Source organism: Rathayibacter sp. AY1B5 (assembly GCF_002932795.1).
Taxonomy (GTDB): domain Bacteria; phylum Actinomycetota; class Actinomycetes; order Actinomycetales; family Microbacteriaceae; genus Rathayibacter.
Genome location: NZ_PSWM01000009.1, coordinates 50,783 through 63,272 on the forward strand (window position 1 = coordinate 50,783; position 12,490 = coordinate 63,272).

Consider the following 12,490-nt stretch of genomic DNA (forward strand, 5'->3'; position numbering starts at 1 on the left):
GGAAAACGGCGGGCCCACGGCGGACGGAGTAGAGGGGGGCGGCGGGTGCCGCCCGGGTCAGGCGGTCGCGGCGGTGCGCGTCCTCGCCGTCTTCTCGGTGCCGAGCCCGACTCCCAGGAGCACCAGCGCGCTGGCCAGGTGCAGGAAGTGGTCGGCGGTGTTCAGCGCCAGCACGTTCACGGCGGTGTCGACCAGGAAGAAGCCGACGATGCCCAGGAGCAGGTACACCGCTCCGACGGTCACGTTGACGGTCTTCGCCGCGGCGGCGGTCGACAGGCCCGCGATCAGCAGCGCGCCTCCGATGAGCAGGTGGGCGATGTTGTGCAGCGGGTTCACCTCGAAGATCCCGAGCAGGAGCCCGCCTTCGGTCGAGAGGAACTGCACGCCTCCGGTGACGACGAAGCCGAGGAGCCCGACGACGACGTAGACGGCTCCGAAGAGAGTCGCCAGCAGACGATTGGGGGATCTGCGCATGGTCTCCTACCTCCTTCGAGCAGCGCCTCTGCGCTGTACTCCCTCTCTTCGTAACCCGGCGCCTGCCGGTTTGGGAACGGGGTGGACTCCGCCGGTCACGGTCAGGACACGAATCGCGATCGGGCGCTCAGCGGCCCTCTCCGGCCGGACAGCGCCCCCGTACAGTGGTGCCGTTCGCAGACGACGGGGGAGTCGCACGGCATGGGATCTCGCAGACGGACGCGGACGGGACTGCTCGTCGTCCCGGTCCTCGTGCTCGCACTGGCCGGCTGCACGCCCGCCGCCGCCTCGCGGGTGGCGGAGGCGCCCGCGCAGGCAGCACCGGAGGAGCTCGCCTCCGCGCTGACGGGGTTCCTCGACGAGACGGTCGGCGTCGCCGGCGCGACCGGAGCGGTCGCCGGAGTCTGGTCGCCGTGGGGCGGCAGCTGGGAGGGCGCGGTCGGCTGGGAGTCGGACGAGCGCACCACCGCCCTCACCACCGACGCGCACCTGCGGCTCGGCACCGGCGGCACCGAGGCGATGACCTGCGACGTGGTCCTCGCCCTCGCCGACTCCGGCCGGGTCGACCTCGACGCCGACGTCGGCGAGACGCTCCGCTCCCTGCCCGGCATCGACGGGCTCACCCTGCGCGAGCTCTGCGCGCACACCTCCGGCCTGGCCGACTTCCGCTCGGCCCTCTGGCCGACCGTGCTCCAGAACCCTCCGCGGCAGTGGCCGACGCTCGAGCTGCTCGCCGCCGCCCAGGTGCGCGGCGCCTCGGCCGAGCCCGGAGCGGCGTGGTCCGACTCCGCCACCGGTCCGCTGCTCGCCGGCATCGTCGCGACGCAGGTGACCGGTCGGAGCATCGGGGAGCTCTACGACCAGTACGTGGTGCCGCGGTACGGGCTGCGCAGCACGGAGCTGCCCGGCGCCTCCGAGGTCGACCTGCCCGCTCCGTCCCCCCGCGGCTACGCGGTCGCGCTGGACCCGGCGACCGGGGAGAAGCGCTGCGACGTGCGCCTCGACGTCACCGCCGCGTCCCCGTCCGCCCTCGGCGCCGCGGGCGGAGCGCTGACCGATCTCGAGGACCTCCGGCGGCTGGCGACGGGCCTCGCGACCGATCCCGCGGGCGACGCGATGTGGCAGGACCCGGTCGTCCAGGGCCAGGGCCGCGCCGACTACCTCCGCGCCGGGCTCGGCGGGCACGAGGCGGGACCCCTCCGCGGCTTCTCGGGCCTCGCGCCCGGCTTCGTCACCGCGGCCTACTCCGACCCGGTCTCGGGCCTGACCGTGGCCGTCTCGATCAACAGCTCGACGCCCGGCGGCGACTTCGCCGCGACGGTCGCCCGCACCCTGGCAGCCATTGCCGTCGAGCAGGGAGCCGCTTCGGGAGCCGAGGGCCTGCCCGAGCTCCCGTGGACGGCCGACGGCGAGCGCGGCGCCGTGCAGGGCACCCCGACGCGCTGCTGACCCGGCGGCGCCCTACTCTGGTGCCATGCCGATCACTCCCGACACCAAGGACTGGACCTGGGTCCTCGAGCGCCCCTGCCTCGAGTGCGGTTTCGACGCCTCGCTCGTCGACGCCGACGAGGTCGCCGAGCTCATCCGCGAGAACGCCGCCGCGTGGCCCTACGTGCTCGACCGCGACGACGCGGCGGGCCGGCCCGACGACGAGACCTGGTCGCCGCTCGAGTACGCCGCGCACGTGCGCGATGTGCACCGCATCTACCGCACCCGCGTGCAGCTGATGCTCGCCGGCGACGACCCGCTCTACCCCAACTGGGACCAGGACGTCACCGCCGTGGAGGAGCGCTACGACCAGCAGGACCCGGCCACGGTCGGCCGCGAGCTGGTCGAGTCGGCCGAGCGCATCGCCGAGGTGTTCGACTCCGTCGCCGGCGCCCAGTGGCAGCGCCGCGGTCGCCGCAGCGACGGCGCGGCCTTCACGGTCGACACGATCGCCCGGTACTACCTGCACGACGTCCAGCACCACCTGCACGACGTGCAGGGCTGAGCGCTCAGGTGTCGATGAGCTGCGGATTGAGGAACGAGAGCGTCCGCGCGTAGGCGAGCGCCGCGGAGGCGGGGCTCACCGCGTCGCGCAGGTTGCCGTTCGCGAAGTGCCGCTGCGTGTCCGGGTAGGTGTGCGCCGTGACCGGCGTCCCCGACTCCTTCAGCCGTCCGACGAACGACTCCGGGTCGTCGCCCGCGGGCCACTCGTCGCTCTGCGCGTAGTGCAGGAGGGTCGGGCACGGCACCAGCACGTGCTCCTGGGCGCCGAGGGTGGCGTAGTACGCGACGACCGCGTCCACGAGCCCGGTGCCCGCGGCGAGCAGCCCGAGGCGGCCGCCGAAGCCGAAGCCGATGACGGCGCTGCGCGGGGCCCCGGCCGCGACTCCGGTGCCGACCGCCTCGGCGACGGCGGCGAGGGTGCGGTCCTGCGCGGCCATCGCGGCGAGGTCTCGCGCGTCCTCCGGGGCGAGCGTGGCCCAGCCGTCGTAGAGGTCCGGCACGAGCACGTGGTAGCCGTGCTTCGCCACGGCCTCAGCGAACGGCTCCAGCCACGGAAGGCGCCCGAACACGTCGTGCAGCACGACCACCACGGGCCGGCCGGGGTGCCCGTACTCGAGGGCGACGCCCGGCGACGGGATCTGGACGAGCTCTGTCACCCCTCCACCCTGCCCTCTGCGTCCCCCGATCCCGCGCGCTGCCGCGGATCCGCCCGGCGTGTCGCGTCGGAACGCCGCTCGGGCGCCTCACCGCTCCGCGCGGCCGTGCGGCTCCAGCGGCAGGACGACCTGCTCGCGCAGGTGCTCGTAGACGACCGAGGTGCGCACGTCGGCGACCTCGCGGCGCTGGGTCAGCTCGTCGATGACGAAGGCGTAGAGGTCCTGGTTGTCGCGGACGGCGACGTGGATGATGAAGTCCTCCGAGCCGGAGGTGACGAACACGCCGACCGTCTCGTCGAGGCCGGCGACCCAGTCGCGGAAGGCCTCGATGATCTCCCGCGACGGCGGACGGATGCGGACCGCGATCAGCGCCTGCACGCCGCGCCCGAGGGCGGCGAAGTCGAGAGTGAGCGTCGCGCCGGTGATGACGCCGCGGCGCCGGAGGCTCCTCGTGCGGTCGAGGGCGGTGGTCGGCGAGACGTGCACGGCGGCTGCGAGGTCCCGGTTCGTGATCCGTGCATCCGACTGCAGGATGTGCAGGATCCGGACGTCGAGTTCGTCGAGTGCCGCTCCTGGGCCGTTCTGCTGGTCGTTCATACGGAGATCCTGCCGCAGGCGATCTCGACTGCCTACTGTTCGTGACGTCACTTCGCACGAACCGAGGAGCAGCATGACCGTCCCCGTCCCCGTCCCCGACGCCGTCGGCTTCCACCCCGACGAGATCGACACCGCCGCGCCCACCCGCTCGGCCCGCCTCAAGTGGGTGGTCGTCGTCGACGAGTCCCTCCCGGCCGGCCGCGCCGTGAACGCCGCGATCTGCGTGGGCGCCGCGACGGCCGCGCACGTCGCGGGACTGCTCGGACCGAGCCCCGCCGACGCCTCCGGATCGCTGCATCCCGGTCTGCCGTGGGCCGGCTGCACGGTCCTCGCCGCCGACGCGGCCGCTCTGCTCGCGATCCGGGCGAAGGCCGAGGCGCACGAGGGGACGTTCGTCGCCGACATGCCCGCCTCGGCGCAGGCCACCCGCGTGTACGACGAGTACAGGGAGGCGGTGGCGGCGAGCGGCTCCGACGAGCTGCAGTACCTCGCGGTCAGCCTGGTGGGGCCGAGGAACCGGATCGACAAGATGGTCGGTCGGCTGCCGCTGCTGGGCTGACCGGACGCTGCTGGGCTGACCGGACGCCGCTGGGCTGACGGACGCCGCTGCAGCGCTGGAGGAGGAGCCGCTCGCCTCGGACGGAGGACCGGTCGCGGGCGAGGGGGAGGAGAGCGAGTGACGGGAATCGAACCCGCGCCATCTGCTTGGGAAGCAGAAGTTCTACCATTGAACTACACTCGCGCGGCGCCGCTCGGGCGCACCAGGACATCGTAGCAAGGCCCGCGACCGGCCCACGCCCCGGGGTCGCGCCACGCTCTAGGATCGCAGCGTGCTCCTCTCCGACCGCGACATCTCGCTCGAACTCGCCTCCGGCCGCGTGGGGCTCGCCCCGCACGATCCGTCGATGCTGCAGCCGTCGTCCGTCGATGTGCGCCTCGACCGCTTCTTCCGGCTGTTCGACAACCACCGCTACCCGTACATCGATCCGGCCGAGGACCAGCCCGAGCTGACCCGCCTGGTCGAGACGCCGCAGGGCGAGCCGTTCATCCTCCACCCGGGAGAGTTCGTGCTCGGCTCGACCTACGAGGAGGTGTCGCTGCCGGACGACATCGCTGCGCGACTCGAGGGCAAGAGCTCGCTCGGGCGGCTCGGGCTGCTGACCCACTCGACCGCCGGGTTCATCGATCCGGGCTTCACCGGCCACGTCACCCTCGAGCTCAGCAACGTCGCGACGCTCCCCATCACGCTCTGGCCGGGGATGAAGATCGGCCAGATGTGCTTCTTCCGCCTCAGCTCGCCCGCCGAGAAGCCCTACGGCTCGGCGGAGTACAGCTCGCGGTACCAGGGCCAGCGCGGCCCGACCGCGTCGCGCTCGGCGCTCAACTTCCACCGCACGGACGTCTACTCGGACTGACGCCCTCCGCGAGATGCCACTTCGGTACGCGACACGCCGGTGAACGCGTACCGAAGTGGCATCTCGCGGGGAGGGATCCGGGCGCGGGGGTCAGCCGAGCAGGCGGGGGAGCTGCAGCACGAGCCAGGGGGAGAACGCCCACGGCGTCGAGCGGACGGCGGCGAGCGTCGCCTCGGCGTCGACCCACTCGTAGTCCATGACCTCGTCGAGGCGCGGATCGAGGGCGTCGCGGCTCGACAGCGTCGCCGTGTAGACGGGGCAGATCTCGTTCTCGACGACGCCGGACGCGTCGACCGCGCGGTAGCGGAAGTCCGGCAGGGCGACCTCCAGCGTGGCCAGTCGGGCGCCGAGCTCGCGCTCGGCCCGGCGGACGACGGCGTCCTCGATCCGCTCGCCCGGGGCGGGATGCCCGCAGAAGGAGTTGGTCCAGACGCCCGGCCAGGTGCGCTTCTCCAGCGCGCGGCGGGTCACGAGCAGCGCGCCGTCCGGGGAGAAGACGTGGCAGGAGAACGCGAGGTGCAGGGGAGTGGCCGTGTCGTGCACGGTCGCCTTGTCGGCGACTCCCACGGCGTTCCCGGCCTCGTCGAGGAGGACCACCTGCTCGATCCGGTCCGTCTGCACAGTGGCGGCTGGCGAAGTCATACCCGCAAGTCAAGCACGCCGCAACACATCAGCCGGCTTATCGTTCGGGTTCTCCCCTTTGTTAGCCTTCCCACGTGGATACGCGCGACCCCGTGGTTCTGTCCCGGTTGAGGCAGGAGCACGTCGATGCCGTCCTGGACAGGTTCTTCTCGTTGGCGAGGTCCCGGGCGGTGCGTCTCGGACCCCGCTACCTGACCCTCTGGCAGACGCTGGAGGCCAACACCCGCGGCGGCAAGCGCTTCCGCCCGCTGATGGTGATCTCGGCGTACGAGGCCCACGGCGGCCAGGATCCGGAGGCCGCCGCCCATCTCGGCGCGGCGTTCGAGCTGCTGCACACCGCGCTGATCGTGCACGACGACGTGATCGACCGCGACTTCGTGCGCCGCGGCGGCCCGAACGTCTCGGGCAGCTACCGCGACGAGGCGACGACCGCAGGCCTCTCCATCCCGATCGCCGAGCACCGCGGCACCTCGGTGGCCGTGATCGCCGGAGACCTCGCGCTCACCGGCGCCCACCGCCTCGTCGAGGGCGTCGGCGCTTCGGACGGCGTGCGCGCCCGCCTGCTCACCCTGCTCGACGAAGCCGTCTTCGCCTCGGCCGCGGGTGAGCTGGCCGATGTGGACTTCTCCCTCATGCCGGGCATGCCCTCGGTCGACGAGGTGCTCGAGATGGAGCGCCTCAAGACGGCCGTCTACTCCTTCGAGGCGCCGCTCCAGGCCGGAGCGATCCTCGCCGGGGCCTCGGACGCCGCGGTGGACGCGCTCGGCGAGTTCGGCCGCTGGATCGGCATCGCCTACCAGATCGTCGACGACCTGCTCGGCGTCTTCGGCTCGGAGGGTCAGACCGGCAAGACCACGCTGGGCGACCTCCGCGAGGGCAAGCGCACCGTCCTCATCGCCCACGCGGCCGGCACGGACTGCTGGCCCGACATCGAGGCGCTGATCGGCGACGAGCACCTCGCGCCGGAGACCGCGGAGAAGGTGCGCGGCATCCTCGAGGAGTGCGGCGCCCGCAGCTACGCCGAGGGGCTCGCGAACCAGTTCGCCGACCGCGCCTGGGCGGCCCTGGAGACCCCCGCGGTGTCGGAGGCGTTCCGCAACGAGGTCCGTCCGCTGGTGGCCAGCGTGGTCGGGCGCACCCGATGAGCGCTGCCCGCCACGCGCGGATGCGCGCGACGATGCGCTCCGCCCGGCCGAGCCCCCGTACGGTGGCACGATGAGCCGCCAGAGCGAACTGTACGACCGCGTCGCGCACGAGTCGTCCGCGCAGGTGATCCGCCGCTACTCCACCTCCTTCGGGCTGGCCACGCGCCTGCTCGCCCCGGGCGTCCGCGAGCGGGTGGAGGACGTCTACGCCCTCGTGCGTGTCGCCGACGAGATCGTCGACGGCGTCGCCGAGGAGGCCCGTCTCGACCGGGCCGCGGTGGAGGAGTCCCTCGACGCCTTCGAGGCCGAGACCGAGCGCGCGCTCGCCTCCGGCTACAGCTCCAACCTCGTGATCCACGCCTTCGCGCGGACCGCGCGGGCGACCGGATTCGGCACCGAGCTCACCCGGCCGTTCTTCGCGTCGATGCGCGCCGACCTCCGCGAGACCGAGCACACCCCCGAGTCCTTCGAGGCCTACGTCTACGGCTCCGCCGAGGTCGTCGGGCTGATGTGCCTGCACGTGTTCCTCGCGGCGCCGGACGCGGGCCTCGTCTCCGAGGCCGCCCGCGCGCGGCTCGTGGCCGGAGCGCGCCGCCTGGGCGCCGCGTTCCAGAAGGTCAACTTCCTCCGCGATCTCGCCGCCGACGTCGACGGCCTCGGCCGCAGCTACTTCCCCGGAATCGACCCGCGCGCGTTCTCCGAGCGCGACAAGGCCTCGCTGCTCGCCGACCTCGACGACGACCTCGCCGAGGCCGCCGCCATCGTGCCCGAGCTCCCGCGCTCGAGCCGGCGCGCGGTCCTGCTCGCCCACTCCCTCTTCGCCGCCCTGGCCGACCGGATCCGCGCGACGCCCGCCGAGGAGCTCCTCCGCGCCCGCGTCAGCGTGCCCACGGCCGCCAAGGCGGCGCTCGCGGCGAAGGCGGCCGTGTCGACGCTGGGCCCGCGCCTGGGCCCCGGCCCCGTCCGCGCGACCCGCTCGAGGACCGGCCCGCACCGCGCCGTCGTCATCGGCGGCGGGATCGGCGGGCTCGCCTCCGCCGCGCTGCTCGCGCGCGACGGCTACGACGTGACCCTCCTGGAGGCGCGCGAGGCCGTCGGCGGCCGCGCCGGCTCGTGGGAGCACGAGGGCTTCCGCTTCGACACCGGTCCCTCCTGGTACCTGATGCCCGAGGTGTTCGACCACTTCTTCCGCCTGATGGGCACCAGCGCCGAGGAGCGCCTCGACCTCGTCACGCTCGACCCCGGCTACCGCGTCTACAGCGAGGGCGTCGACGAGCCGATCGACGTGCTCGCCGACCTCGAGTCCAACCTCGCGCTCTTCGAGAGCATCGAGCCCGGAGCGGGCGAGCGGATGCGCGCGTACCTCGACTCCGCGCGCGACACCTACGAGATGGCCAAGCGCCGCTTCCTCTACACGAGCTTCTCCTCCTTCCTCCCGCTGCTGCGCCGCGACGTGCTCAGCCGGACCGGGAGGCTCGGCCGCCTGCTGCTCACGCCGCTCGACACGTTCGCGGCGACGGCGGTCACCGACAACCGGCTGCGCCAGATCCTCGGCTACCCGGCCGTCTTCCTCGGCTCCTCGCCGTTCGCCGCGCCGAGCATGTACCACCTGATGAGCCACCTCGACCTCGCCGACGGCGTGCTCTACCCGATGGGCGGATTCACGAAGCTGATCGAGGCGGTCGCCGACGTCGCCGAGGAGGCGGGCGTCACCGTCCGCACCTCCTCGCCCGCGACGCGGATCCTCACCGCGCGCTCGCCCCGCGGCGGGCGCCGAGGCGCCGAGGTCGTCGGTGTCGAGTTCACGGGCCCCGACGGCACGGAGCGGATCCCCGCCGACCTGGTCGTCAACGCCTCCGACCTCTTCACCACCGAGCAGTCGCTCCTCCCCGAGGAGCTGCGGACCTACCCGCCGTCCTACTGGGAGAAGCGCGAGCCCGGCCCGAGCGCCGTCCTCGTCCTCCTGGGCGTGCGCGGGGAGCTGCCCGAGCTCGAGCACCACACCCTGCTCTTCACGAAGGACTGGCGCGACAACTTCGACAAGATCTTCGGCGAGCACCCGACCGTCCCCGATCCCGCGTCGATCTACGTCTGCCGCCCGAGCGCGACCGACGCGAGCACGGCTCCGGAGGGGCACGAGAACCTGTTCGTGCTCGTGCCGATCCCGGCCGACACCTCGATCGGCCACGGCGGAGTCGACGGCGCGGGCGACGCGCGCGTCGAGGCCATCGCCGACCAGGCCATCGCGCAGATCGCGTCCTGGACCGGCGCGACCGACCTGGCCGAGCGGATCGTCGTCCGCCGCACCATCGGCCCGGCCGACTTCGAGAGCGACCTCGGCGCCTGGCGCGGCTCGATGCTCGGGCCGGCCCACGTCCTCTCGCAGAGCGCCTTCTTCCGCGCCGGGAACGTCAGCAGGCACGTCGACGGGCTGCTCTTCGCCGGCAGCTCCACGATCCCCGGCATCGGCCTGCCGATGTGCATCATCAGCGCCGAGGTCATGCTCAAGCGCGTGCGCGGCGACGTGTCGACCGAGCCGCTGCCCGTGCGGGAGGCGCCGTCGGCTCCGGTCGCGCCCGTCGCCGTGGGGGAGTAGGCGTGGGGATCCTCTACCTGCTCGCGCTCCTCGTCTCGATCACCGGGATGATCGTGCTCGACCGCCGCTTCCGGCTGTTCTTCTGGGCGGACGCCCGCCGCGCGGCGATCGTGCTGCCCGTGGGAGTCGCGTTCTTCCTGGTCTGGGACCTCGTGGGGATCGGCCTGGGCGTGTTCTTCCGCGGCGAGACCTCCTACATGACCGGTCTGCAGCTCGCTCCGGAGCTCCCGGTCGAGGAGGTCCTCTTCCTCACCCTGCTCTGCTACCTGACGATGGACGTGCACGGCTTCCTCTCGCAGCGGGTCGCCCGGCGGGCGGAGGCGCGCGCGTGACCTACCTCTTCCTCAACGCCGTGTTCCTCGCGGTGGTGCTGGTGCTGCTGCTGCTCGCGCTGCGCCGTCGCGTCCTGCGCCTGCCCGCCGTCCTCGGCACGCTCGCCGTGCTGCTGGTGACGACCGCCGTGTTCGACAACATCATGATCGGAGTGGGCCTGCTGGTCGCCTACGACGACGACCTGATCTCGGGGATCCGGATCGGCGTCGCTCCGATCGAGGACTTCGCCTACGCGATCGCCGCGGCCCTCGCCCTCCCGGCGCTCTGGGTCCTCCTGCCCTCGCGACGTCGGAGCGAGCCGTGAACCGGCTGCGCGCGCTGTTCGTCTCGAGCCGCCCGCTGAGCTGGGTCAACACCGCCTACCCGTTCGCGGCGGCGTATCTGCTGACCACCCGCGAGATCGACCTCGCCTTCGTGCTCGGCACGATCTACTTCCTCATCCCCTACAACCTCGCGATGTACGGGATCAACGACGTCTTCGACTACGAGTCCGACCTGCGGAACCCCCGCAAGGGCGGCGTCGAGGGAGCCGTGCTCGACCGGAGCGAGCACCGCGCGACGCTGATCGCGGCGGTGGCCACGAACGTGCCGTTCCTGGTGGCGCTGGTGCTGCTCGGGTCCCCGGTCTCCTGGCTGGTCCTCGCGATCAGCGTCTTCGCCGTGATCGCCTACAGCGCGCCGGGGCTCCGCTTCAAGGAGCGGCCCTTCGTCGACTCGCTGACCTCGGCCACCCACTTCGTCAGCCCCGCCGTCTACGGGATCGCCCTCGCGGGCACCGTGGTCACCGGACCGCTGGTGGCGCTGCTCGTGGCGTTCTTCCTCTGGGGGATCGCGAGCCACGCCTTCGGAGCGGTGCAGGACATCCTGGCCGACCGGGCGGGCGGCATCGGCTCGATCGCGACCGTGATCGGGGCGAAGGCGACCACGCGCTTCGCCATCGGCGCCTACGTCGCGAGCGGACTGCTCCTGCTCCTGCTGCCCTGGCCGGGGACCCTCGCGGCGATCCTCGCGGTGCCGTACGCGGTGAGCATCTGGCCGTACCGGTCCCTCGAGGACGCCGAGGCGGAGCAGGCGAACGCGGGCTGGAAGCGCTTCCTCGCGCTGAACTTCCTGACCGGCTTCCTCGTCACGCTCCTGCTGATCGTGTTCTGGATCGCCACGGTCTGACCGCGTCCGGCGGCGCGCGCGGAGAGACGTCGACCGCCTCTCCGCGTGCCGGCCTCGTCAGTCCCGGCGAGCGGGCGGAGCGAGCTGCGGCTCCGGCACGACGGGGGCGGTCGCCGGCGGGCGGCGCACCGGCAGGAGCAGCACCAGTCCGACGGCGAGGACGAGGACGAGCCCGAGGATGCCCCAGTACTGCACGTTCGCCTCGCCGCTGCCCGAGACCGCCGCGGCGATCGAGACGGCGGCCGCGAAGGCGGCGGGAGCGAGGAACGAGGCCGCGCGCCCGGTGGTCGCGTAGAGGCCGAAGATCTCGCCCTCGCGTCCCTCCGGGATGAGGCGGGCGAGGTAGCTGCGGCTCGCCGACTGCGCCGGGCCGACGAACAGGCACAGCAGCAGGCCGAAGATCCAGAACACCGTGCTCCCCCCGTCGTGCAGGACGAAGACGGCCGTGCCGCAGACGACCAGGCCGATGAGCGACGCGACGATCACGGCCTTGGGGCCGATGCGGTCGTCGAGCGCGCCGACCGAGATGGTCGCCACTCCGGCGACGACGTTCGCGGCGATCGCGAACAGGATCACCTCGCCGGCGTCGAAGCCGAAGGTGCCCTGCGCCAGCACGCCGCCGAAGGTGAAGACCCCGGTGAGCCCGTCGCGGAACACCGCGCTGGCGATGAGGAAGGCCACCGTGCTCCTGCTCTCGCGCCAGAGGGCGGCGACCTGCGCGAAGAGCGCGCGGTAGGAGGCGATCACGCCGACGCGCTCCGCCCGGCTCGCCCGCGCCGGCGTCTCCGGCACCGCGACCAGCACCGGGAGGGCGAAGACCGCGAACCACACGCCGGCGACCAGGATCGAGACGCGCACGTCGAGGCCGTCGTCCCCCGTCACCCCGAAGAGCCCGACCTCGGGCGAGATGAAGCCGACGTACACGATGAGCAGCAGGACGATGCCGCCGACGTACCCCATGCCCCAGCCGAAGCCGGAGACGCGGCCGATGGTCGCCCGGGTCGAGACCTGGAGGAGCATCGCGTTGTAGTTGACGCTCGCGAACTCGAAGAAGACCGTGCCGACCGCGAGCAGTCCGAGTCCCAGCCAGAGGAGAGCCGGGTCGGGGCGCACGAGGAACATCAGCAGGATGCAGAGGACGACGACGGAGGAGTGGACCCCCAGCCAGAACCGGCGGCGCCCGCCGAGGTCGGCCCGGCGGCCGGTGATCGGCGCGATGACGGCGACGACCACGCCGGCGGCGGCGAGCGACCAGCCGAGCGCGGCCGAGACTCCGCTCGATGTGCCGAAGAGCCCGTCGGTGGTCAGGTAGACGGTGAAGACGAAGGTGGTCACCACCGCGTTGAAGGCCGAGCCGCCCCAGTCCCACAGGCCCCAGGCGAGGACGGGCCAGCGGCCGGTGCGCGTCGTCATGGGCCCACCGTAGGGGGAGGAGGTGAACGGCCGGAAGCCGCGGGACCCGCGAGTCTGAGA

The 12,490-nt window shown here is 72.8% G+C and carries 14 protein-coding genes and 1 tRNA gene; 9 read left to right on the forward strand and 6 right to left on the reverse strand.

From position 1 onward, the window contains the following. Positions 1-57: 57 nt before the first annotated feature. Positions 58-474 carry a DUF4383 domain-containing protein gene (locus C5D44_RS07915; protein ID WP_104281340.1) on the reverse strand — a complete coding sequence of 139 codons (417 nt, stop codon included), beginning with the start codon at positions 472-474 and terminating at the stop codon, positions 58-60. A 201-nt stretch (positions 475-675) separates the two neighbouring features. On the opposite strand from C5D44_RS07915, the gene C5D44_RS07920 reads away from it, so the two are divergent. Together C5D44_RS07920 and C5D44_RS07925 are read left to right on the forward strand one after the other, a co-directional pair. After that, positions 676-1,923, forward strand: a complete 1,248-nt coding sequence (locus C5D44_RS07920) for a serine hydrolase (RefSeq protein ID WP_104281341.1) — start codon at positions 676-678, stop codon at positions 1,921-1,923. A 25-nt stretch (positions 1,924-1,948) separates the two neighbouring features. Beyond that, a complete protein-coding gene (locus tag C5D44_RS07925; RefSeq protein WP_104276248.1) occupies positions 1,949-2,467 on the forward strand; it encodes a DinB family protein in 519 nt (172 codons plus the stop codon). A 4-nt stretch (positions 2,468-2,471) separates the two neighbouring features. Here the strand turns inward: C5D44_RS07925 and C5D44_RS07930 are convergent, their stop codons facing one another. Together C5D44_RS07930 and C5D44_RS07935 are read right to left on the reverse strand one after the other, a co-directional pair. Further along, positions 2,472-3,122, reverse strand: a complete 651-nt coding sequence (locus tag C5D44_RS07930) for a dienelactone hydrolase family protein (RefSeq protein WP_104281342.1) — start codon at positions 3,120-3,122, stop codon at positions 2,472-2,474. Between the two features lie 87 nt (positions 3,123-3,209). Further along, a complete protein-coding gene (locus C5D44_RS07935; RefSeq protein WP_104276246.1) occupies positions 3,210-3,719 on the reverse strand; it encodes an Lrp/AsnC family transcriptional regulator in 510 nt (169 codons plus the stop codon). A gap of 73 nt (positions 3,720-3,792) precedes the next feature. Between C5D44_RS07935 and C5D44_RS07940 the strand changes: the two genes are divergently transcribed. Next, complete coding sequence (locus tag C5D44_RS07940) at positions 3,793-4,278, forward strand: DUF2000 domain-containing protein (protein ID WP_104281343.1); 486 nt, start codon at positions 3,793-3,795, stop codon at positions 4,276-4,278. A 112-nt stretch (positions 4,279-4,390) separates the two neighbouring features. Here the strand turns inward: C5D44_RS07940 and C5D44_RS07945 are convergent. Continuing rightward, positions 4,391-4,461, reverse strand: a tRNA-Gly gene (locus C5D44_RS07945). Between the two features lie 88 nt (positions 4,462-4,549). Here C5D44_RS07945 and dcd point away from each other — a divergent pair. Beyond that, on the forward strand, positions 4,550-5,134 hold the full coding sequence (dcd, locus tag C5D44_RS07950) for a dCTP deaminase (protein WP_104276244.1): 585 nt from the start codon (positions 4,550-4,552) through the stop codon (positions 5,132-5,134). Positions 5,135-5,224: 90 nt separating this feature from the next. Here dcd and idi read toward each other — a convergent pair whose 3' ends face one another. Beyond that, positions 5,225-5,776 (reverse strand): isopentenyl-diphosphate Delta-isomerase, encoded by a 552-nt coding sequence (gene idi / locus C5D44_RS07955; RefSeq protein WP_104222897.1) that lies wholly within the window; start codon positions 5,774-5,776, stop codon positions 5,225-5,227. A gap of 170 nt (positions 5,777-5,946) precedes the next feature. On the opposite strand from idi, the gene C5D44_RS07960 reads away from it, so the two are divergent. The 5 genes from C5D44_RS07960 to C5D44_RS07980 all read left to right on the forward strand — a co-directional run bounded on the left by C5D44_RS07960 (position 5,947) and on the right by C5D44_RS07980 (position 11,017). Continuing rightward, positions 5,947-6,921, forward strand: a complete 975-nt coding sequence (locus C5D44_RS07960) for a polyprenyl synthetase family protein (RefSeq protein WP_244229492.1) — start codon at positions 5,947-5,949, stop codon at positions 6,919-6,921. A gap of 70 nt (positions 6,922-6,991) precedes the next feature. Beyond that, complete coding sequence (gene crtI, locus C5D44_RS07965) at positions 6,992-9,517, forward strand: phytoene desaturase family protein (protein WP_104281344.1); 2,526 nt, start codon at positions 6,992-6,994, stop codon at positions 9,515-9,517. Between the two features lie 2 nt (positions 9,518-9,519). Beyond that, on the forward strand, positions 9,520-9,849 hold the full coding sequence (locus C5D44_RS07970; RefSeq protein ID WP_104276241.1) for a lycopene cyclase domain-containing protein: 330 nt from the start codon (positions 9,520-9,522) through the stop codon (positions 9,847-9,849). Then, a complete protein-coding gene (locus C5D44_RS07975) occupies positions 9,846-10,154 on the forward strand; it encodes a lycopene cyclase domain-containing protein (protein ID WP_104281345.1) in 309 nt (102 codons plus the stop codon). The genes C5D44_RS07970 and C5D44_RS07975 overlap by 4 nt, the downstream gene beginning before the upstream one ends. Further along, on the forward strand, positions 10,151-11,017 hold the full coding sequence (locus tag C5D44_RS07980; protein ID WP_104276239.1) for a prenyltransferase: 867 nt from the start codon (positions 10,151-10,153) through the stop codon (positions 11,015-11,017). Before C5D44_RS07975 ends, C5D44_RS07980 begins: the two co-directional genes overlap by 4 nt. 57 nt (positions 11,018-11,074) lie before the next feature. On the opposite strand, the gene C5D44_RS07985 is transcribed toward C5D44_RS07980, so the two are convergent. Next, complete coding sequence (locus C5D44_RS07985; protein WP_104276238.1) at positions 11,075-12,430, reverse strand: MFS transporter; 1,356 nt, start codon at positions 12,428-12,430, stop codon at positions 11,075-11,077. Between the last annotated feature and the right edge of the window lie 60 nt (positions 12,431-12,490).